General features: G+C 65.5%; 20 protein-coding genes. 14 read left to right on the top strand and 6 right to left on the bottom strand.

What is annotated here, in order from left to right; all coding sequences use genetic code 11:
* The first annotated feature begins 6 nt into the window (after positions 1-6).
* The 9 genes from atpA (at position 7) to HMPREF2990_RS04920 (ending at position 7,520) form a co-directional block, all read left to right on the top strand.
* Positions 7-1,671 carry a F0F1 ATP synthase subunit alpha gene (gene atpA, locus HMPREF2990_RS04960; protein ID WP_070762974.1) on the top strand — a complete coding sequence of 555 codons (1,665 nt, stop codon included), beginning with the start codon at positions 7-9 and terminating at the stop codon, positions 1,669-1,671.
* A gap of 54 nt (positions 1,672-1,725) precedes the next feature.
* The gene (locus HMPREF2990_RS04955) at positions 1,726-2,700 is read left to right on the top strand and encodes a F0F1 ATP synthase subunit gamma (protein WP_070762973.1); all 975 of its coding nucleotides are present in this window, start codon (positions 1,726-1,728) and stop codon (positions 2,698-2,700) included.
* Between the two features lie 3 nt (positions 2,701-2,703).
* A complete protein-coding gene (atpD, locus tag HMPREF2990_RS04950; protein ID WP_038589992.1) occupies positions 2,704-4,212 on the top strand; it encodes a F0F1 ATP synthase subunit beta in 1,509 nt (502 codons plus the stop codon).
* A 9-nt stretch (positions 4,213-4,221) separates the two neighbouring features.
* Positions 4,222-4,593 carry a F0F1 ATP synthase subunit epsilon gene (locus tag HMPREF2990_RS04945; RefSeq protein ID WP_038589995.1) on the top strand — a complete coding sequence of 124 codons (372 nt, stop codon included), beginning with the start codon at positions 4,222-4,224 and terminating at the stop codon, positions 4,591-4,593.
* 215 nt (positions 4,594-4,808) lie between these two features.
* The gene (locus tag HMPREF2990_RS04940; RefSeq protein ID WP_070762972.1) at positions 4,809-5,267 is read left to right on the top strand and encodes a DUF2550 domain-containing protein; all 459 of its coding nucleotides are present in this window, start codon (positions 4,809-4,811) and stop codon (positions 5,265-5,267) included.
* 43 nt (positions 5,268-5,310) lie between these two features.
* Entirely contained in the window at positions 5,311-6,003 is a 693-nt protein-coding gene (gene nucS, locus HMPREF2990_RS04935) for an endonuclease NucS (RefSeq protein WP_038589999.1), read from the top strand.
* 16 nt (positions 6,004-6,019) lie between these two features.
* A complete protein-coding gene (locus HMPREF2990_RS04930; RefSeq protein ID WP_038590004.1) occupies positions 6,020-6,307 on the top strand; it encodes a hypothetical protein in 288 nt (95 codons plus the stop codon).
* A gap of 9 nt (positions 6,308-6,316) precedes the next feature.
* Complete coding sequence (locus HMPREF2990_RS04925; protein ID WP_038590007.1) at positions 6,317-6,625, top strand: thiamine-binding protein; 309 nt, start codon at positions 6,317-6,319, stop codon at positions 6,623-6,625.
* A 22-nt stretch (positions 6,626-6,647) separates the two neighbouring features.
* Entirely contained in the window at positions 6,648-7,520 is an 873-nt protein-coding gene (locus HMPREF2990_RS04920) for a tetratricopeptide repeat protein (RefSeq protein WP_038590010.1), read from the top strand.
* 157 nt (positions 7,521-7,677) lie between these two features.
* On the opposite strand, the gene glgB is transcribed toward HMPREF2990_RS04920, so the two are convergent.
* Together glgB and HMPREF2990_RS04910 are read right to left on the bottom strand one after the other, a co-directional pair.
* On the bottom strand, positions 7,678-9,882 hold the full coding sequence (glgB, locus tag HMPREF2990_RS04915; protein ID WP_070762971.1) for a 1,4-alpha-glucan branching protein GlgB: 2,205 nt from the start codon (positions 9,880-9,882) through the stop codon (positions 7,678-7,680).
* A gap of 41 nt (positions 9,883-9,923) precedes the next feature.
* Positions 9,924-11,948 carry a maltotransferase domain-containing protein gene (locus HMPREF2990_RS04910; RefSeq protein WP_070762970.1) on the bottom strand — a complete coding sequence of 675 codons (2,025 nt, stop codon included), beginning with the start codon at positions 11,946-11,948 and terminating at the stop codon, positions 9,924-9,926.
* A gap of 162 nt (positions 11,949-12,110) precedes the next feature.
* On the opposite strand from HMPREF2990_RS04910, the gene HMPREF2990_RS04905 reads away from it, so the two are divergent.
* From HMPREF2990_RS04905 to HMPREF2990_RS04885, 5 genes are all read left to right on the top strand, one after another.
* Complete coding sequence (locus tag HMPREF2990_RS04905) at positions 12,111-12,968, top strand: ABC transporter ATP-binding protein (RefSeq protein WP_038590020.1); 858 nt, start codon at positions 12,111-12,113, stop codon at positions 12,966-12,968.
* Between the two features lie 53 nt (positions 12,969-13,021).
* Entirely contained in the window at positions 13,022-13,894 is an 873-nt protein-coding gene (locus tag HMPREF2990_RS04900) for an NUDIX hydrolase (RefSeq protein ID WP_070762969.1), read from the top strand.
* Positions 13,875-15,050 (top strand): THUMP-like domain-containing protein, encoded by a 1,176-nt coding sequence (locus HMPREF2990_RS04895; RefSeq protein ID WP_070762968.1) that lies wholly within the window; start codon positions 13,875-13,877, stop codon positions 15,048-15,050. Before HMPREF2990_RS04900 ends, HMPREF2990_RS04895 begins: the two co-directional genes overlap by 20 nt.
* Before the next feature lie 5 nt (positions 15,051-15,055).
* The gene (locus tag HMPREF2990_RS04890) at positions 15,056-16,192 is read left to right on the top strand and encodes a cysteine desulfurase family protein (protein ID WP_070762967.1); all 1,137 of its coding nucleotides are present in this window, start codon (positions 15,056-15,058) and stop codon (positions 16,190-16,192) included.
* A gap of 69 nt (positions 16,193-16,261) precedes the next feature.
* Positions 16,262-17,353, top strand: coding sequence for a glycoside hydrolase family 25 protein (locus HMPREF2990_RS04885; RefSeq protein WP_070762966.1), 1,092 nt, complete (start codon positions 16,262-16,264; stop codon positions 17,351-17,353).
* Between the two features lie 54 nt (positions 17,354-17,407).
* On the opposite strand, the gene HMPREF2990_RS04880 is transcribed toward HMPREF2990_RS04885, so the two are convergent.
* Genes HMPREF2990_RS04880 through HMPREF2990_RS04865 form a run of 4 tightly spaced genes read right to left on the bottom strand, consistent with a single transcriptional unit; the run spans position 17,408 to position 20,633 of the window.
* Positions 17,408-18,211: a spermidine synthase gene (locus HMPREF2990_RS04880; protein ID WP_070762965.1), complete on the bottom strand. Its 804-nt coding sequence runs from the start codon at positions 18,209-18,211 to the stop codon at positions 17,408-17,410.
* Between the two features lie 18 nt (positions 18,212-18,229).
* A complete protein-coding gene (locus tag HMPREF2990_RS04875) occupies positions 18,230-18,973 on the bottom strand; it encodes an ABC transporter permease (protein ID WP_070762964.1) in 744 nt (247 codons plus the stop codon).
* Between the two features lie 2 nt (positions 18,974-18,975).
* Positions 18,976-19,722: an ABC transporter permease gene (locus HMPREF2990_RS04870; protein ID WP_070762963.1), complete on the bottom strand. Its 747-nt coding sequence runs from the start codon at positions 19,720-19,722 to the stop codon at positions 18,976-18,978.
* Positions 19,719-20,633 carry an ABC transporter ATP-binding protein gene (locus HMPREF2990_RS04865; RefSeq protein ID WP_070762962.1) on the bottom strand — a complete coding sequence of 305 codons (915 nt, stop codon included), beginning with the start codon at positions 20,631-20,633 and terminating at the stop codon, positions 19,719-19,721. The genes HMPREF2990_RS04870 and HMPREF2990_RS04865 overlap by 4 nt, the downstream gene beginning before the upstream one ends.
* Between the last annotated feature and the right edge of the window lie 35 nt (positions 20,634-20,668).

The following is a 20,668-nucleotide window of genomic DNA, read 5'->3' as shown; positions in this document are numbered from 1 at the left end:
AAGATAATGCTGGAAGAAACTACCGAGAGCAGGAAGAACATGGCGGAGCTGACGATCTCCTCCGATGAGATCCGTAGCGCGATAGCGAACTACACCTCGAGCTACTCCGCGGAGGCCTCCCGTGAGGAGGTCGGCGTGGTGACTTCGGCTGCAGATGGTATTGCCCAGGTTTCCGGGCTGCCAGGGTGCATGACGAACGAGCTGCTCGAGTTCCCGAATGGCGTCATTGGCGTCGCACAGAACCTTGAGACCGATTCCATCGGTGTTGTGGTTCTGGGTAACTTTGAGTCCCTGACAGAAGGCGACGAAGTCAAGCGGACGGGCGAGGTCCTGTCCATCCCCGTTGGGGAGGACTTCCTTGGTCGCGTAATCAACCCCCTGGGTCAGCCGATTGACGGCCTTGGCCCGATCGAGTCCAAAGAAGAGCGTGCCCTGGAGCTCCAGGCCGCAGGCGTGCTCGACCGCCAGCCGGTCGAGGAGCCGCTGCAGACGGGTATGAAGGCGATCGACGCCATGACCCCGATCGGCCGCGGCCAGCGTCAGCTCATCATCGGTGACCGTAAGACTGGTAAGACCGCGGTCTGCATCGACACCATCCTCAACCAGAAGCCGTTCTGGGAGACCGGTGACCCGTCGAAGCAGGTGCGCTGCATCTACGTGGCGGTGGGCCAGAAGGGCTCCACCATCGCTGGTGTGCGCAAGACCCTGGAGGATCACGGTGCGCTCGAGTACACCACGATCGTGGCTGCACCGGCGTCCGACTCCGCAGGCTTCAAGTGGCTCGCACCGTTCTCCGGTGCCGCCCTGGGCCAGCACTGGATGTACCAGGGCAAGCACGTCCTGGTCATCTACGATGACTTGACCAAGCAGGCTGAGGCCTACCGTGCCATCTCGCTGCTGCTGCGTCGTCCGCCGGGCCGCGAGGCTTACCCGGGTGACGTCTTCTACCTGCACTCCCGTCTGCTGGAACGCGCAGCGAAGCTGAACGACGAGCTGGGTGCCGGCTCGCTCACCGCGCTGCCGATCATTGAGACCAAGGCTAACGACGTGGGCGCGTTCATTCCGACCAACGTCATCTCCATTACGGACGGCCAGGTCTTCCTGCAGTCCGACCTGTTCAACCAGGGCGTGCGCCCGGCTATCGACGTGGGTATTTCCGTCTCCCGTGTCGGTGGTGCCGCACAGACCAAGGGTATGAAGAAGGTCGCCGGTAACCTCCGTCTTGACCTTGCCGCGTACCGCGATCTCGAGGCCTTCGCCGCCTTCGCTTCCGACCTGGATGCTGCTTCCAAGAAGCAGCTGGAGCGTGGTCAGCGCCTCGTCGAGCTGCTCAAGCAGTCCGAGAACGCGCCGCAGGCAGTCGAGTACCAGATTGTTTCCATCTGGGCCGCGAACGAGGGCCTCTTCGACGTCGTTCCCGTCGAAGATGTGCGCCGTTACGAGGTCGAGCTGCAGGAGGCGATCCGCTCCTCCGCTCCCGAGGTCTACTCGCAGATCGAGGGCGGCCAGGCGCTGGACGACGCTTCGAAGGACGCCATCAAGCGCGTCAACGAAGAGTTCTCCCGCACCTTCCAGGCATCTTCTGGCGAGCGCATCGTGCGCGAGCCGGAGGCACAGCCCCTGGATGCCGGCGAAGTTTCCAAGAACCAGCTCAAAGTCAGCCAATCCTAGTTCTGCGGCAAGCGGAATTTAGGACCTACATAAAGGAAGGGAGGAACACACACCATGGCAACACTTCGCGAATTGCGTGACCGCATCCGGTCAGTCAACTCCACGAAGAAGATCACCAAGGCCCAGGAGCTGATCGCGACTTCGCAGATCACCAAGGCCCAGGCTCGCGTCGCTGCGGCGAAGCCGTACGCGGACGAGATGCAAGACGTCATGGAACGCCTCGCGGCTGCGAGCTCCCTCGACCACCCCATGCTCCGTGAGCGTGAGAACGGTCGAGTCGCAGCAATCCTCGTGGTCACCTCCGACCGCGGTATGGCTGGCGGCTACAACCACAACGTGTTGAAGAAGGCGGCAGAGCTTGAGCGCATGCTCAAGGACGCCGGCTACGAAGTGGTTCGCTACATCACCGGAAACAAGGGCGTGACCCACTACCGTTTCCGTGACATGGATGTCGCTGGTGCATGGACCGGCTGGTCGCAGAAGCCATCGTGGGAGGGCACGCACGACGTGCGCCGCCACATGATCGATGGTTTCATGGCCGGTTCCGAGGACTCCGCCAAGTGGCGCGAGGGGCTCAACAGCCCCGAAGGGGAGGCAGTGCGTGGTTTCGACCAGGTACACGTTGTCTACACCCAGTTCGTGTCCATGCTCTCGCAGGAAGCACACGTTCACCAGCTGCTCCCCATCGAGCCCGTCCTCGAGGAATTCGAGTACGAACAGAAGAGCATGCTGGAGCAGACCGGTGCCGTGCACCCGGATATGAGCTTCGAGCCGGATGCGGACACGCTCATTGCTGAGCTGCTTCCGGCATATGTTTCCAGGTCGCTCTACTCGATCTTCTTGGAAGCATCGGCTGCGGAGTCCGCTTCTCGCCGTACGGCGATGAAGAACGCGACGGATAACGCCACCGATCTGGCGAACAACCTGTCGCGTGAGGCTAACCAAGCCCGTCAGGCAAAAATCACCCAGGAAATCACCGAGATTATCGGCGGCGCTGGCGCGCTGTCCGGTAGTGGAGAAAGTGACTAAATCATGACTACTGCTCAATCTTTTGATGAGCGCAACGATGAGCCAACGGGCGAGGCCGACACCCAGGCACAAGCCCGCGAGGCACAGTCCGCGCAGAACCCGGCGGGTTCTGACAACGGGCGCGTCGTTCGCGTAATTGGCGCAGTCGTCGACGTGGAGTTCCCGCGCGGCGAGCTGCCCGCTCTGTACAACGCACTCGAGGTCGACATCGAGCTCGAGGGCATGTCCCGCACGATCGTGCTTGAGGTTGCCCAGTTCCTGGGCGACAACCTCCTGCGCACCATCGCCATGGCTCCGACCGACGGCCTGGTGCGTGGCGCGAAGGTGCGCGACACCGGCAACCCGATCTCTGTCCCGGTCGGCGACCAGGTCAAGGGCCACGTGTTCAACGCACTCGGCCAGTGCCTGGACGACCCGAGCGTGGGCCAGGACGGCGAGCGCTGGGGCATCCACCGCGAGCCCCCGGCGTTCAAGGACCTCGAGGGCAAGACCGAGATCCTCGAGACCGGCATTAAGGTCATCGACCTGCTCACCCCGTACGTGAAGGGTGGCAAGATCGGCCTCTTCGGCGGTGCTGGTGTGGGTAAGACGGTGCTCATCCAGGAGATGATTACCCGTATTGCCCGCGAGTTCTCCGGTACCTCCGTCTTCGCCGGCGTCGGCGAGCGTACCCGTGAGGGCACCGACCTCTTCCTCGAGATGGAGGACATGGGCGTCCTTCCGGATACCGCCCTTGTCTTCGGCCAGATGGATGAGCCGCCAGGGGTGCGTATGCGCGTCGCTCTGTCCGGCCTGACCATGGCGGAGTACTTCCGCGATGTGCAGAACCAGGACGTGCTGCTGTTCATTGACAACATCTTCCGCTTCACCCAGGCCGGTTCCGAGGTCTCGACCCTGCTGGGTCGTATGCCTTCCGCCGTGGGCTACCAGCCCACCCTGGCTGACGAGATGGGTGTCCTGCAGGAGCGCATTACCTCCACCAAGGGCCGCTCCATTACCTCGCTGCAGGCTGTCTACGTGCCGGCCGATGACTACACCGACCCGGCACCGGCAACCACCTTCGCCCACCTGGATGCGACCACCGAGCTTTCGCGTTCCATTGCCTCCAAGGGTATTTACCCGGCAGTGGACCCGCTGACCTCGACCTCTCGCATCCTGGAGCCGGGCATCGTCGGCGAGCGTCACTACGCTGTCGCGCAGAAGGTGATCGGTATTCTGCAGAAGAACAAGGAGCTGCAGGACATCATCGCCATCCTCGGTATGGACGAGCTGTCCGAAGAGGACAAGATCACCGTTATGCGTGCACGTAAGCTGCAGCGCTTCCTCGGCCAGAACTTCTTCGTCGCGAAGAAGTTCACCGGCGACGAGGGATCCTACGTGCCGCTCGAGGAGACCATCGAGGCCTTCGACAAGCTCTGCGAGGGCGAGTTCGACGCCTACCCGGAGCAGGCCTTCAGCAACCTTGGTGGTCTCGACGACGTCGAGGCTGCGTACCAGAAGCTGCAGGGCTAGGAGGCAGACATGGCTGAACTTACCGCTCAACTGGTGTCGGTGGATCGTATGCTCTGGTCGGGTCCGGCCAGCATCGTCACCGCCCAGACCATCGAAGGTGAGATCGGCGTGCTGCCAGGTCACGAGCCGTTCCTTGGCCAGCTCAAGGAGAACGGTGTGGTGACCATCCGTCCCATCAGCGGCGACCGCATCGTCGCCGCTGTGCAGGGCGGGTTCCTCTCCGTGCAGGGCGATAAGGTGACCGTCCTTGCTGACTACGCGATCTTTGCCGACGAGGTGGATTCTGCTGAGGCAGAATCCGGCTTGGAGGCACAGGACGAGGACGTGAAGCACAGGTCCGAGGCGGAGCTCGCTGCGGTGCGCCGCAACGAGTCCCGCTAGGCCACTCGCCTTACAAGGAGGGGCGTCACACGCCCGTACCACCGCAAGCACCCCCGCATACCGCAAGGTAGGCGGGGGTGATTCGCATTGTGTTGCACGACAAGTGTGCGGTTGGCAACCGTCGAGGCGCGAAGTAGGATTACTGCTAAACGACGAAGTACCGGCTGAGTCGACGGGGTCGACGCCAAATATTGAAATCTTGCGGGGAGGTTGTCATGGAGATCATCCTCTCTGTGGTGCTGCTTATCGTCGTTGGCGTCGCGGGCATCGCCATTTGGCGTTTTGCCATGTTCCGCAACGCGGGGGCGCGCGGGTTGATCCGCAAGCTGCCCGCCACGGGTGTGCGGGGCTGGCGCCACGGGGTGGTCAAATACACGGGGGAGGAGCTGCAGTTTTATAAACTGCGCTCCCTGTCGTCGAATTACGACGTGTCTTTTGATCGTCGCGAGCTGACGTTCAACGGCGTGCGCGAGCTGAGCGCGGACGAGCGGATGATCATGCCCGGCGTCACAACAGTACTGGAGCTGACCTGCCCGGAGGGCGATTTCGAGTTCGCTGCCGAGCGCCACGTCGAGATGGCGCTGATTTCTTGGGTGGAGTCCGCGCCGGATCGTCGACAAGAGCGGATAGACATCCGCGCGCTGACGCAGCGGGTGCAGCGCGGCAAGGCCTAGCCTGCTTGCCCTCACCGCCTGCCCGGGCGGTAGTCTGTGGGACATGCGTCTTGTCATAGCTCGTTGCTCTGTCGACTACGTCGGCCGCCTCGCGGCACACCTGCCGTCTGCACTGCGGTTGATCCTGCTCAAGTCTGATGGGTCGGTCTCTGTACATGCCGACGACCGTGCCTACAAGCCATTGAACTGGATGACGCCGCCGTGCACGGTGAAGGAAGAAGCAGTGCTTGATATCGACGGTGAGGACACCGGCGAGGCGCTCTGGATTGTAGAGAACCCGAAGGGCGAGCAGCTGCGCATCACGATCGAAGAGATCGTAGCGGATTCGACCTACGAGCTCGGCGAGGACCCCGGCCTGGTCAAAGACGGGGTGGAAACCCACCTGCAAGAGCTGCTTGCGGAGCACATCACCACGCTGGGAGAGGGCTACAGCCTTGTTCGCCGCGAGTACCCCACAGCGATCGGCCCGGTCGACCTGCTCGCGCGGGATGCCGACGGTAAGACCGTGGCCGTAGAGATCAAGCGCCGCGGGGGCATCGATGGCGTAGAGCAGCTGACCCGCTACGTGGAGCTTCTGAACCGTGACGAACTGCTCCGGCCGGTGGAGGGAGTATTCGCCGCCCAGGAAATCAAGCCGCAAGCACGCACCCTTGCCGAGGACCGAGGCTTCCGCTGCCTGACCCTGGACTACGACGAGCTGCGCGGCATCGAATCCGACGAGCTGCGCCTATTTTAGAAAGGGGGCTCTCGCGATGCCGAGGAAGAACCGCCGCCAGAACATCACCCCGTCGTATGTGCTCCCGCGCGATGGCTCGACGTTCATTGGCACCCAGGAGGTTGAGGGGCCGAGCTGGAGTAACGGGGAGATCTACCTCGTGCGGCTGATCGGTGCGAGCGCGGCGAACAAGTTCTACGTCTGTCCCCGGTGCAACCAGAATATTCCGCCGGGTGTTGCGCACGTGGTGGCCTGGCCCCGTGATGCAGGAGGCCGTGGCGACGATCGGCGGCATTGGCACAAACACTGCTGGGCGAGGCGCTAGGCTGGGCCCATGATCGCAGCATTTTCAGTCGCACCGACGGTGACGAATAACGCCACCGCAGAGATGTCAGAGGCGGTTTCGCGCGCAGTGCGCGTGGTCCGCGAATCAGGCCTACCGCACGAGACGACGGCCATGTTCACCACGATCGAGGGGGAGTGGGACGAGGTCATGGACGTGATCAAGCGCGCAACGCAGGCGGTCGAGGCCGTTTCGCCGCGGGTATCGTTGGTGATCAAAGCGGATATCCGTCCTGGATACACCGACATGTTGCACCAAAAGGTAGCGTCGCTGGAGAAGCACTTCTCCCAAGAACAATAGAACCTATACAAGGAGTACATAAATGCCGGATTTTGGTCCCGGGGCAGTAGACCTGAACAAGCTGGTCGAGCAGAAGGAAGCACAGCAGCAGCTCAAGGAAGGCGGCTTCGAGCCGTTTATTACCGTCGATGAGAAAGACATCGAGGCGCGTGCGTTCCAGCGCTCGATGCAAGTGCCGGTTGTGCTGATGTTCGGCACGCAGCGCTCGGAGGACTCCGAGACGCTCAAGGAGACGTTCAAGACGCTTGCCGCCAACCAGCGCAAGTTCATGGTCGCCTACGTCGACGCTGACGCGACGCCGCAGGTGGCCCAGATGTTCGGCCTGCGCGCGCTGCCCACCGTCGTCGCGCTAGCGGCCGGGCAGCCGGTGACGAACTTTGAAGGCAACCAGCCCGTAGAGCAGCTCAAGCAGTGGGTGGAAGCCCTGGTCACTAACGTTGGCCCGCAGCTACAGGGCTTAGGCGAGGAACCCGAGGCTGAGGAGGCCACCCCCGAGGATCCGCGCCTGGATGAGGCGACCGCGGCGCTCAACCGCGGCGACTTCGACGCAGCCACCGCCATCTACGACGCGATTCTGACTGAGGAGCCGGACAACCAGCCGGTCAAGCAAGCAAAGGCGGCGGTTGCAGTGCTGCGTCGACTTGACCCGCAGAACCGCACGACTGACCCGATCGCTGAAGCGGAGCAGGCCCCGGATGACGTGGAGAAGCAACTCGCCGCCGCAGACGCAGAGGTCGTCGCGGGGGCACCGGAGAAAGCCTTCGATCGCCTGCTGCGCTACGTGAAGACGGCACCGGAAGCGAAGGAGCGCCTGCTTGAGCTGTTCACGCTGTTTGCGCCCGATGATCCGCGCGTGATCCAGGCGCGTACCAATCTGGCCAGCGCGCTGTTTTAGTCTGGCTGGGGTGGGTTGCCCCGCCGCTGGTTGTCCAGCTAACTGCCAGACTAATTCCGCAGGGGCGGAAAACGGCGCCCCTCCTCGCGACGCAGCCCCAAACGAACCTGGCCCGCCGCACTACTCGAGCACGGCGGGCCAGGGGGCGTAACTCGGGTTAGCCCCGCAGCTTGTACAGCTGCACGCTCATCGCCGGGATGTGCAGGCTCAGGGACTGGTCGAACTGGTCCCACGCAGTCGGCTCGGTGTGTACCTCACCGGCGAGCGGGTTGTCGGCACCGCCGTAGATGCCCGCGTCCGTGTTGATCAGCAGATCCCACGTGCCGGCCTTCGGCGAGCCCAGCCGGTAGTTGGGCTGGGAAGAGCCGGAGAGGTTGACCACGGCGAGTACTGCGGAGCCGTCCGCGCCCCAGCGGATGTAGGACAGGATGTTGTGCTGCGCGTCGTCGCCCTTGATCCACTGGAAACCCATCGGCGTGTTGTCCTGGGAGAACAGCGCCGGAGTGTCGCGGTAGACCAGGTTGAGGTCGCGGACGAGGCGCTGAATGCCGCGGTGGTACTCGTGCCCCCAGCCGTCGCCGATGTTGTCCCAGTTGATGGAGTGGGCCTCGTCCCACTCCGTGGTCTGGCCCCACTCGCAGCCCATGAAGAGCAGCTGCTTGCCCGGGTGGGAGAACATGTAGCCGTAGAGGGCGCGTAGGCCGGCGGCCTTGTTCCAGTCGTCGCCAGGCATGCGGGTCCATAGCGAGCCCTTGCCGTGGACGACTTCGTCGTGGCTAAACGGCAGCACGTACTTCTCGCTAAATGCGTAGACCAGCGAGAAGGTGATCTCGTTGTGGTGGTAGGAACGGTGCACCGGGTCGAGGGAGAAGTACTCGAGGGTGTCGTTCATCCAGCCCATGTTCCACTTCAGAGAGAAGCCCAGGCCGTCCGACTCGGTCAGGGCGGTCACGCCCGGCCAGGCCGTGGACTCTTCGGCGACGGTGACCACGCCCGGGTGGGTGCGGTGGACCGTGGCGTTCATCTCCTGGAGGAACTGCACGGCGTCCCAGTGCTCGCGGCCGCCATACTGGTTGGGCAGCCACTCGCCGGGCTCGCGGGAGTAGTCGAGGTAGAGCATGGAGGCCACTGCGTCAACGCGGAGCCCGTCAAGGTGGAACTCCTCGCACCAGTACAGCGCGTTAGCCACCAGGAAGTTGCGGACCTCGTTGCGGCCGAAGTCGAAGACGTAGGTGCCCCAGTCCTTCTGCTCGCCGCGGCGCCAGTCCGGGTGCTCGTAGAGCGCGGTGCCGTCGAAGCGGGCGAGTGCCCAGTCGTCCTTGGGGAAGTGGGCGGGTACCCAGTCGACGATGACGCCGATGTTGTGGGCGTGGAGCTCGTCGACAAGCGCGCGGAACTCATCTGGGGTGCCCCAGCGCGCGGTCGGCGCGTAGTAGCCGGTGACCTGATAGCCCCAGGAGCCGCCGAAGGGGTGCTCGGCGACGGGGAGGAACTCCACGTGGGTAAACCCGTTCTCCACGAGGTAGGGAACGAGCTCTTCGCGCAGCGTGTTGTAGTTCGCGCCCTGCTTCCAGGAACCGATGTGGCACTCGTAGACGCTCATCGGCGAGTTGGTCGGGTCGATGCCCTGGCGCTTCTGCATCCAGTCGGCGTCGCGCCACTCGTACTCGCTGGGCGCGGCGACCACGGAGACGGTCTCCGGCGGGGCGACAGTGGCCTTGGCCAGCGGGTCAGCCTTGTCCTTGCGGTTGCCGTCGGCAGTTTGCACCGCGAACTTGTAGTGCGCGCCGGCGGTAATGCCGGGGATGAAGATCTCCCACACGCCGGTCGAGCCGAGCGAGCGCATCGGGTACTGGTTGGGGTTCCAACCGCAGAAATCACCCACGACGGCGACGCCGCGCGCGTTCGGGGCCCACACTGCGAAGGCAGTGCCGGTGACCTGCCCGAGGTCCGTGGTGTAGGTCTTGACGTTCGCGCCGAGCGCTTCCCAGAGACGCTCGTGGCGGCCCTCGCCGATGAGGTGGAGGTCGAGGGAGCCGACCGAAGGCAGGAAGTAATAGGGATCCGCGACGATTTGCGGCTCCGCCTCGGGGTAGGTCACGCGCAGGCGGTAGTCGCTGGCGTGCTCGCCGTCGAGCTCGGCGATCCAGATGTCGTCGCCAGTATCAACCATCTGGATCATGTCGTTGTGGATAAGCAGTTGCACGTCCGTCGCGCCGAGCAAGCGGGTGCGCACCACGGTGTTGCCCGCCACAGTGTGGCGGCCGTAAAAATCGTGCGGCGCGTGGTGCTTGCACTGGAGCAGGCGCGTGCGGTCGTGCTCCGGGATGAGTGCTTCCGGGGAGAGTTCGTGGCCGGTCATAATTGTCTTTCTTTGTGGGGTTCCAGGTATGCGTGTGGGGCTTAAGGCCGGTAGTCGTGGTCAGAGATCTGGCGGTAGGCCAATGCTTCTCGACGCTCCGGTGCCACCTCCGGCAGGCGGAAAATGTGCGCCACGTTGTTCTGGGGCGTGAGCCGGACGTAGTTGTGCGTCCCCCAGTCGTAGCGGTTGCCGGTGACAAGATCGTGCACCTGGAAGGGCTCGCCCTCGTCGCGTCCGACCGCGGCGGCGTCGATATGCACCATGCCCTCCTGAGTGTGCCAGGGATCCAGGTTGACCACCACGACGATGGTGTTGCCGGTAACGGCGTCGACCTTGGAGTAGGCGAGGATCTGGTCGTTGGTCACCTCGTGGAAGCGGATCTGCCGCAGCTGCTGGAGCGCCGGCTGCTGTTTACGGATGGAGTTGAGCAGCGTGAGGTAGGGCTCGAGCGACTCGCCGCGCTCAAGTGCCGCTTCGAAGTCGCGGGGGCGCAGCTGGTACTTCTCGGAATCCAGGTACTCCTCGGAGCCGCCGCGCACGGGGATGGACTCGTAGAGCTCGAAGCCGGAGTAGACGCCCCACAGCGGGCTCATCGTCGCAGCCAGGGTCGCGCGGATGGCAAAAGCGGCTGGCCCGCCCTGCTGGAGCGAGGCGTGCAGGATATCCGGGGTGTTGACGAACAGGTTGGGGCGCGAGACATCAGCTACGTCGACGCACAGCTGCGCAAAGTCGGTGAGCTCTTCCTTGCTCACCTTCCAGGTGAAGTGGGTGTACGACTGCGAGAAACCGGCCTTGGACAGGCCGTACATGCGCGGCGGGCGGGTAAAGGCCTCGGCGAGGAAGATGACGTCCGGGTGCGTCTCGTGCACCTTGGAAATCAGCCAGTGCCAGAAGTTGACCGGTTTGGTGTGCGGGTTGTCCACGCGGAAGGTGGAAATGCCCAGCTCCACCCAGTACATGATGACGCGGTAGACCTCGTCGTAGAGGGTCTCCGGGTCATTATCAAAGTTGATGGGGTAGATGTCCTGGTACTTCTTCGGCGGGTTCTCCGCGTACGCGATCGTGCCGTCCGCGAGCACGGTGAAGAACTCGGGGTGCGCCTCCGCCCACGGGTGGTCCGGGGCGGCCTGGAGGGCGAAGTCGAGCGCGATCTCCAGGCCGAGCTGCTCGGCGTGGCGCAGCATCTCCAGGAATTCCGCCTCGCCACCCAGCTCGGGGTGGAAGGCGTCGTGGCCGCCGTCCTGCGAGCCAATGGCCCAGGGCGAGCCGACGTCGCCCGGCTCGGCGGTGACCGAGTTGTTGCGGCCCTTGCGGTTGACCTCGCCGATCGGGTGGATCGGCGGGAAGTACACGGTGTCAAAGCCCATCGCGGCGACGCGGTCGAGCGCGGCGGCGGTGGTTTCCCAGGTGCCGTGGACCGGACGGCCGTCCTCGTCCCACCCGCCGGTGGAGCGGGGGAACAGCTCGTACCAGGAGTTCACCAGTGCGGCGCGGCGCTCGACGGCCACATCACAGGTGGGGCCGTGGGTGACGAGCTCACGCAGCGGGTAGGCCGCCAGCACGTCGAGGACATCTTCGTTCAGGCCGGCGTGGATGCGGTCGGCAAGCGGCAGCGTGTCGTCGGCAAGCGCGGTGGCGACATCGCGCAGCACCTCGCTATCTGGCGCCGGGGTTTGCTCCGCGGCGGCCTCGAACAACTCGATGCCGTGGGCGATGTCGTTGGCTAGCTCGGCTTCGGACTGCCCGGCGTCGAGCTTCTTGGTCACGGCGTTGCGCCAGGTGGCCATCACATCGGACCACGCGTCGACGCGGAAGTGCCACAGGCCCTGCTCGTCCGGCACGAAGACGGAGTGCACGTAGTCCGGGCGGAAGGGCTCCGGGTGCATGTGCACCGAGTACTGGTCGCCGTCGGGGGAGGTGATCACCAGCGTGGCCGCGATGGCGTCGTGGCCCTCGCGCCACACGAGCGCGGAGACCGGCACCACCTCGCCGACGACCGCCTTTGCGGGGAGCGTGCGCCCGCTGACCTGGGGGCGAACGTCATCAATTCCGAACCTTGCAACCATGCTGTATCTCTACCTCGTCCGTCGCGTGTGTATCACTGCCAAGAGTAGCGAAAGACGTCGCGCTCTACCTGCCTAAGATGGGCCTAATTACCGGGGGTGGCAAGAGATGCCCTTTGGCGCGCCGGATGCAACTTCCACATATGGGAGAGAAAATAGGACAGAATGGGAACCGTGAATGATGCACGAGCGACTGAACCAGGAACGGACCCGGACCTTCTCATCGACTTTCGCGGGGTGGAATTCTCGCGCGGCGGCGCACGCCTCGTCGGTCCGGTGGACTGGCAGGTAGAACTTGATGAGCGCTGGGTCGTCATCGGCCCCAACGGGGCGGGCAAGACCACCCTGATCCGCATGGCGTCTGCGCTCGAGTTCCCGTCCAAGGGCACCGCGTTTGTGCTTGGCGAGCAGCTCGGGCGCACCGACATGCGCGACCTGCGCGCCGCCATTGGACTCACCTCCTCGGCGATTGCGCAGCGCGTGCCGGATGACGAGAAAGTCGGAGACCTGGTCGTCTCGGCCGGATACGCCATCGTCGGGCGCTGGCGCGAGGACTATGACGAGATGGATTACGCCCAGGCGATGGACGTGCTCGAGCAGGTCGGCGCGATGCACCTGATCGACCGCCGCTGGGGCACGCTCTCCGACGGGGAGAAGAAGCGCGTGCTCATTGCCCGCGCAGTGATGATCAACCCTGAGCTGCTCATCATGGACGAGCCCGCCGCCGGCATGGACCTCGGCGGCCGCGAGGACCTCATCGCCTACTTGGGCGAACTCGCCTTGGACCCGGACGCCCCGGCGATGGTGATGATCACCCACCACCTGGAGGAGATCCCGTACGGCTTTACCCACGCGATGCTGCTCGACGAGGGCGATGTCGTCGCCCAGGGCCTCATCGAGGATGTGCTCACCAGCGAGAACGTCTCCAAGGCCTACCACCAGCCCATCGAGGTGACCCGTGACGAGGGCCGCTTCTTTGCGCGCCGGGCGCGTTCGGCCCGTGCTGGGGCGCACCGGAAGTAGGGAGAGTGGGGCGTCGAGAAGCACTCGGGGCCCCTTCAAGGATGGGTCGAGGCATGCAGCGCAGCGTTGGGGCGTTCTCTGCTGACCGTGGCGACGAGATCGACGTCACCGAGGTCAGCGGGTTTCACGGTGCGCGAATGTCGGCGACCGTGCTGCTGCTGCGCGACACACCCCAGGGGATGGAAGTGTGGATGCAGGAGCGCGTGCTCAGCATGAAGAACTATCCCGGGGTCACCGTTTTCCCCGGCGGCGGGGTGGACAGCCGCGATTTCCCGGGCCGCGCCTGGAACGACGGCGACCTGTGGCTCGGTCGTAGCGCGATTTCCATGGCCCGCCAGCTCGGCGTGACCAAGTACAAGGCGCACGCGCTCGTCTTCGCCGCCGTGCGCGAGCTCTTCGAGGAGACCGGCACGCTGCTCGCAGTCGACGATGCGGGCCAGCTGCTTGACGACGCCCGCCCGTTCCACCACCAGCGCCTCCTGTTGGAATCCCACGAGATCTCGCTGACCGACGTACTGCGCGCCCACGACCTCAACGTGTGTGCCGACCTGCTCAAGCCCTTCGCCAGGTGGGTCGGCCAGTCCGAGCGCGGCAACTGGTTCGACACCTTCAGCTTCCTCGCCGCTAACCCGACCGGCCAGGAACCAGACGGCAATACCGGGGAGGCCGACGACGCCAACTGGTTCCCGCCCTCGCTGCTGCTGGAGGGGTGGCGGCACGGGCTCGTGCGCTTCGCGCCCGCCACCTGGGCGCAGCTACGCCTCATCGAGGGCTTCAACACCGTGGAAGAAACGCTGGAAAGTGCGAAGCACGCCACGATCTCCCCGGTGATCGGCGACCCAGTCGACGACGAGCGCTTCGCCGAATTCTTCACCTTCACACCAAAAGACCGGATTGGACGCCGCTATGGCATTTCACCCGACTGAGGTGGACTATCTCGCCGCCAACGCCGAACGCATCCGGGCGATCGCCCCGGAGCTGGCGCTGACCAAGGCGAGCGTGTTCGCCGACCGTGCGCGCTTGGACGCCGAGTTCGGCGAGCACGCCCGTGCGGTCTCCGCGCTGATCGCGGCTCAGCGGCAGGCTGCGGGCAAGTTCCCCGAGTGGTGGCTCACTGACTCCGACGCCGCCCAGCAGGCCACCCCCGCCCTCGTTGCCGCCCACCGCGCCCGCACGCTTGCGTCCGCGGGGGCAAGCTTCGTTCACGACGTGACCTGCTCCGTCGGCTCGGAGGCACCGCACATGGTCGAGGCGGGGCTCGGCTGGCTCGGCTCGGATCTTTCGGCCGCGCGTCTGCGCATGGCGCGCTTCAACCTGAGCGAGGACGCCTGGCTCGCGCGTGCCGACGCACTCGCGCCCGCCAGCACGATTGCTGGGGTATCCGGCGGGGTCGTCGTGGCGGACCCGGCGCGTCGCAAAGATGGCCGACGTATCACCGACCCAGCTCAGCTCGAGCCACCCCTGCCGGCACTCGTCGCGGCCTACCCGGGCGCGGAGCTGGCGATCAAGTGCGCGCCGGGGATCGACTACGCCGAGTGGGAGGGCCTGGTTAGCGTGGTCTCGCTCGACAGCGGGGTGAAGGAGGCCTGCCTGTACACGCCTGGGATTGGGTGCGGGCGCGAGGCGGTCGTGCTGCGCAGCGACGGCTTTGCCGAGACAGTGCGCGGGCTTGGCGACGAGCACGCATCGGAGTCGGAGGAGGTGCGCGACCCAGGCGAGTGGATCATCGAGCCCGACGGGGCGATCATCCGCGCAGGCCTTGTGCGCACGTGGGCGGAGAAGCACAGGCTGTGGCAGCTCGACCCGCACATCGCATTCTTGAGCGGCGCGGAGATCCCTCCCGGCTACAGCGGTTTCCGCGTGCTTGACGCGGTCCCGCTCAAGCGCCTGAAGGCGGCGCTGCGCGAGATGGATGCGGGCGCGGTGGAAATCCTCGTGCGCGGGGTGAACGTGGATCCGGACGCGCTGCGCAAGAAGCTCAAGCTCAAGGGCACGCAGCAGCGCGGGGTGGTCATCGCGCGCGTTGGCGACGACGCGCTCGCATACGTCTGCGATGCGAGGGAGCACCGGCCGCTACCATAAGCGGCATGGTGTATCTCGATCACGCAGCAACAACCCCCATGCGCCAGGTGGCTATCGACGCCTGGGTCGAACACGCAGCCGCCGTCAACCCCGGCGGCCAATACGCCTCGGGACGCGCGGCCAATGCGGTGCTCGCGCAAGCCCGCGAGGACATCGCGGAGCTTTTGGGCGCAGACCCGGTCGAGGTGGTCTTCACTGGCTCGGGTACCGAGGCGGACAATATTGCGGTGCGGGGTCTGTACCGGGCGCGTCGAGAAGCGGCGGGCACAAACCGGGTGGTGGCGAGCACGATTGAGCACTCGGCAGTCCTCGAGACAGTCAAGTCTCTAGCACAGACTGAAGGGGCCGAGGTCGCGTGGCTGGAGCCGGATCGCGGCGGGCACCTCCGCGACTTGAGCGCCTTGGATACCCCGGCCGCCGTGGCCACCATGATGTGGGCGAACAACGAGACCGGCGCGGTACAGCCCGTGCGCGAGGCCGCCGAGCGCGCCGCGGAGGCTGGCACCCCGCTGCACATCGACGCGGTGCAAGCCGTGGGCAAAGAGGACGTGCACTTCCATGACAGCGGCGCGACCACACTCGCGGCTAGCGCGCACAAGTTTGGCGGACCGCGCGGCAGCGGCATCCTGCTCGCGCGCCGCTCGCCAGTGCCGGCTCCGGTGTTGCTTGGCGGCGGGCAGGAGCGGGGCCTGCGCCCGGGCACGGTCGACGTGGCGGCAGCAGCTGCCACCGCAGCCGCGCTGCGCGAGGCGCTGGCTGAACGCGAGGCGGAAAATGCACGCCTGGCGAAGCTGCGCGACGAGTTCATCGAGCGCATCGTCGCCGCTGTGCCGAACACGCTGGTCACCACCCCGGAGCCGCGCCTGCCTGGGCACGCGCACCTGATGTTCCCGGGCGCGGAGGCGGAATCCATGCTCATGCTGCTCGACTCGCTCGGCATTGAAGCCTCCGCCGGTTCGGCCTGCTCGGCGGGCGTGCACCGCCTGTCGCACGTGCTCGAGGCGATGGGCGTGGCCACCGAGGACGGCATGGGCGCGCTGCGGCTTACGCTCGGCCGCACCACCACCGCTGCGGACGTGGACAAGGTGGTCGCCGAACTGCCCGCAGTCATCGAGCGCGCCCGCCTCGCCGGCTCGCTCTAGCGCGCTTTTCGACGCCCACCGGTGTGTCAGGTGTGAAAGTTGTGACTTGAGTGCGCTAAAGTGCCGGATATGCACGCACCTCGGACGCTTAAGCACGCGCGCAACGCGCACCAGAACACACTCAAGGCGCTTCTCGCCGCCGTCGTTACCGCCGCCCTGACCTTTACGCTGCTGGTCGTCAGCCCGTTTGGGCAGAAGTCTGCCGACGCGCAGGCGTTGCCCGGTCTGATTAACGGCGTCGACGTCGCCGCCCACCAGCACCCGGGCGGTGGTCCGATCGACTGGCGCATGGTCGCAGGGCCGGGCGGCCAGCAGTTCGCCTTCATCAAGGCGACCGAGGGCACAAGCTACGTCAACGACTTCTACGCTCAGGATGCGCAGGCTGCTAACGAGGCCGGCATCAAGGTCGGTGCCTACCACTACGCCCGCCCGGCCACCGACCCGATCGCGCAAGCGCGCCACTTCGCCGACACCATCAACGCCGGCCCGCGTAACCAGCTGCCGCCGGTGCTCGACCTCGAGGTCAACGAGGGCCTCGGCCCGGTGCAGCTCGCGGCGTGGACCCAGATCTTCATGGCCGAGCTGGAAGCGCGCACCGGGCGCACGCCGATGCTGTACACCTACCGCTACTTCTGGTACGAGCGCATGGACAACACCAACGCGTTCACCCGCTACCCGCTGTGGCTGGCCGCTTACCAGAACCAGCCGCCCGCACCGGTCGGCGGCTGGGACCACCTGAGCTTCTGGCAGCGCTCTGACTCCGGGCGTGTACCCGGCATTGATGCCGTCGTAGATATGAACCTGTTCAACGGCAACGCGGGCCAGTTCATGAGCTTCGCGGCAGGCAACCTCAACGCAGGCGGCGGCGTGCTGGAGAAGTTCCAGGCCTCCGACTCCGGCGAGCTCGCAGTGCTGGAGCAGGACAACACCGCGCTCGTTGTGGCGATCCTGGCGCTCGCCGGCGGTGCACTCGGGATCGCGGGCCTGGCCGAGGCTGCGGACCAGGCTGGCTTTAGCGACCAGGACGCGCGCAACATCGCCAACATGGTCGGCCAGCTTGCCGAGAACGGTGAGCTGCCCGTCGAGGACCTGCGCAACATGATGATCGGCGACTACCAGATCGGCGACCTACTCATCCTGCTGGATAACGCGACGAAGTAACGCGCGCGTCAACGGTCCGAGCACCGGCACCCCATTTGGGGCGCCGGCTTTTGTTTATGCGTGTGAGTCGTGGCGCGGGGTGGTGGCCAGGCTACGCGCCCATTTCTCGCCCTTGAAGTGGGCAGGCACTGCGCCCTTGAGCAGGTTGCGGGTGAGTTGCGGGCTCGCTTCGAGCGGGGTGTTCGCGCCGATCAGCACGATGTTGCCGTAGCGTCGCCCCTTGAGCATCGGCGGATCCGCGATCGCCGCGACGTGCGGGAAGACCTCGCACATGCCGGCGAGTTCCTCCTTCGCCTCCTTCAGGTCGGCGTGGGAGCCGCAGTTGGCCACGTAGACGCCGTTATCACTCAAAGATGTGCGCACGTGTTGGTAGAACTCCACCGTGGTCAGCTCGCGTGGGGTGAGCGACTGCGCGAAGACGTCGCGGATCATCACGTCGCGCGTTGAAGGCTTGAACGAGTCGGTGACCTCGCGCGCGTCACCGACGCGGATTTTGACGGCGGGGGAGCGCGGGACGTCGAAAAGCTCGCGCGCGAGCTCGGCGAGCTTGCCATCGATCTCCACGACGGTGTTGCGCGAGCCGGGCCAGGCGGCGGCGAAGTAGCGCGGCAGCGAGCAGGCCGCGCCGCCTAGGTGCGTCAGGCGCGGCTTCGGCCAGCGGGGCGAGCTGCCGAGTTGGAGCGAGTCGAGGAAGTCCGCGATCCAGCGCATGTACTCGAAGTCGAGGCGCTGCGGCTCGCCGGGCACGATGTGCGAGCTGGGCACTCCGTTGACGAGCAGCACCATTGAGCCGTCGGGCTCGTGGTGGACCTCGGCTTCACCGGTGTCGATCGGGTACGTCTCGCTTTTCGCAGCCATGTCTTGGCAGGGTAGTCGTTAGGCGTGCACGTCGACGAAACGCAGGTACGCGATTGATGCGAGCCAGCCTGCCGCGGTGAGCAGCAGTGCGCTCGCACCAATGCTGGCGAGCGTGCCCAGGTCGAGCGCGTCTGAACCTGCGACCGCGGTGCTGCCCATCCACAGCGCCTTCGTCACGCCGACGGGCGGGAGGAAAAATTGTGCAGCTGGGACGCCGGCGGCGAGCGTGCCGAAGGCAAAAATGCTCGCGATCACGCCGAGCGCGACCGGCATGGCGAAGTTTCGAATCACCATGGAGGCGAAGCTCTGCCACGCGGCCACTGCCGCCGCCGGGATGACGGCGAGCAGCGTCGCGGTAAGCAGTGCCCGGGGAGGCAGACCCGACAGCCCCGAAACCCAGCCGCCGATTGTGCTGAAGAGGATGAAGACGCACTGCATGATCGCCGTGACCGCGACAATGACGCCGAGCTTGGCGGTGACCAGGCTCGCCGCCGAGCGGGAAGAGGTAAGCAGCGTGTGCCAATTGCCGCCGCGGTGTTCCACCCGCCATACGGCGGAGGCGAGGATGGCGATGCCGGCCACCATGAACAGCATGCCGTAGAACAGCGTCGCCTGAGACCAGTAGCTGTGCCAGCCGGAGTCCAGTGTCTCTGCATTTGCGGCGTAGTTGCCGGTGCCGAAAACGACTGCGATCAGGGGGATAGCAACCGGGACGATAGCGACGTGTGCGCGCCGGAGTTTGGCGAATTCGTTGATGAGCATGGCTAGATTTCCTTCCCGTTGAGTGCGCGCGTCGCGAAGTAGAAGCCCGCACCAAGCAGCGCGATGTAGGCGCACCACAGCGCCCACCCCGGCTGCGTCGGTACGGGACCTGCGTCCGCGAAGGTGTAGGGGAGCAGCACCGCGAAGTAGCCGAAGGGGTTGATCGCGGCGAGCCAGGCAGGGGACAACAGCGAGACGATGCCGCAGAATCCGCCGACGACACCACACGCGAGCACCCCGATCTGTGATTCGGTCACGGCCGCAAGCAGGACCATGGCGCAGGTGAGTGCGATACTCGTGATGACAGTCGCGAGCGCGTAGAGTGCCCAGGCCCCGGCGGTGCTTCCGCTTGGCAGCGGTGCCCCGAGCAGCACCGGAAGGGCGACGCACCCGCCGAACTCCAGCAGTTTCAACGCAGTAACAAGCGGTGCGAGCACGTACAGCTTGCGGCGCAGCAACGATCCCTGGCGGGTGCCCGCTACCGCGTTGAGCAGCCAGCCGCCGCTTGCGTGCTCGTTATCCACCGTGCGGCTGGCCAGCAGCGCCACCTGCAACGGGGTGAGAAACGCCAGCGCCATCGCCACGCCGATGAGCTGCCCAGACCATGCCCCGGCTGGATCAGCGACAAACGTGTCCACCTGCCCGTCGGCGAAGAGGCTCATCGACGCGAACAGCACGATGCCGAGCGAGAGCACACCACCGAGCAGCAGGATGTGCGTGCGCCGCAGCTTCAAGATTTCGACGTTCATGCGCTCAAGCCCTCCCGCCCCGTCATGCCGATGAAGATCTCTTCCAGGCTGCGGCGCGCGCGAACCACCTGGTGGATCGGGACTTCGCGGGCGACAAGCTGTGCGCACACGGAGGCAACGTCGTCGTCGCTGAGCCCAGCCAGCTCCACACCGCCGGGAACGATGCGCGGCTGCCGCTCGCGCAAAACCGAAGCGGCCGCGGTGGTGGCAGGGGTTTGGATGAAGAGGTCGGGGAGGTGGGCGTCGAAAAGCTCGCGCTGCGAGCCCTGAAAGACCAGCTTGCCCTGGTTGATGATGCTCAGGCTGGTGGCCATCTTCTCAATTTCCGAAAGCAGGTGGCTCGACACAAGGACCGTGCGGCCTTCGTCGCGCGCGAGGCTGATGATGAGCTCGCGGATTTCCTCGATGCCGGCCGGGTCGAGGCCGTTGGTCGGCTCGTCGAGGATGAGCAGCTGCGGGTCGCGCACGAGTGCGATCGCGATGCCGAGGCGCTGCTTCATGCCGAGCGAATACTTCTTGACCTGCTTATCCATGTGGCGCTCAAGCCGCACGAGCCGCACCGCGCGCTGGGCATTCGCCGGGTCGGCCTTGAACAGCCGTGTCACGATTCGCATGTTCTCGGCACCCGTGAGGTGCGGGTATGCCGCCGGCGACTCGATGAGCGAACCGATGTCTTTCAGCACCTCGCCGCGTGTGGCGCGCGTCATCGGCCGGCCCATGATGGTGATCTCGCCGGCGGTGGGAGTGGTGAGCCCAAGCAGCATCTTCATCGTCGTCGACTTGCCGGAGCCGTTCGGCCCCAGCAGCCCGTGCACCGCACCCTGGGGTACTTCGAGCGCAAGCTTATCGACGACCGCCTGCTTACCGTAGGTCTTCGTCAGACCTCGCGTAGAAATGATTGGTGTGTCCATGGCTTCCACTCTCGCGGGGCGGGGCCGGGAAAACG

Origin of the sequence: Corynebacterium sp. HMSC071B10 (assembly GCF_001814825.1) — a bacterium.
Taxonomy (GTDB): Bacteria; Actinomycetota; Actinomycetes; order Mycobacteriales; family Mycobacteriaceae; genus Corynebacterium.
Note: the sequence above shows the minus strand (reverse complement) of the source record. Positions and strands in the feature narration are given on the sequence as shown.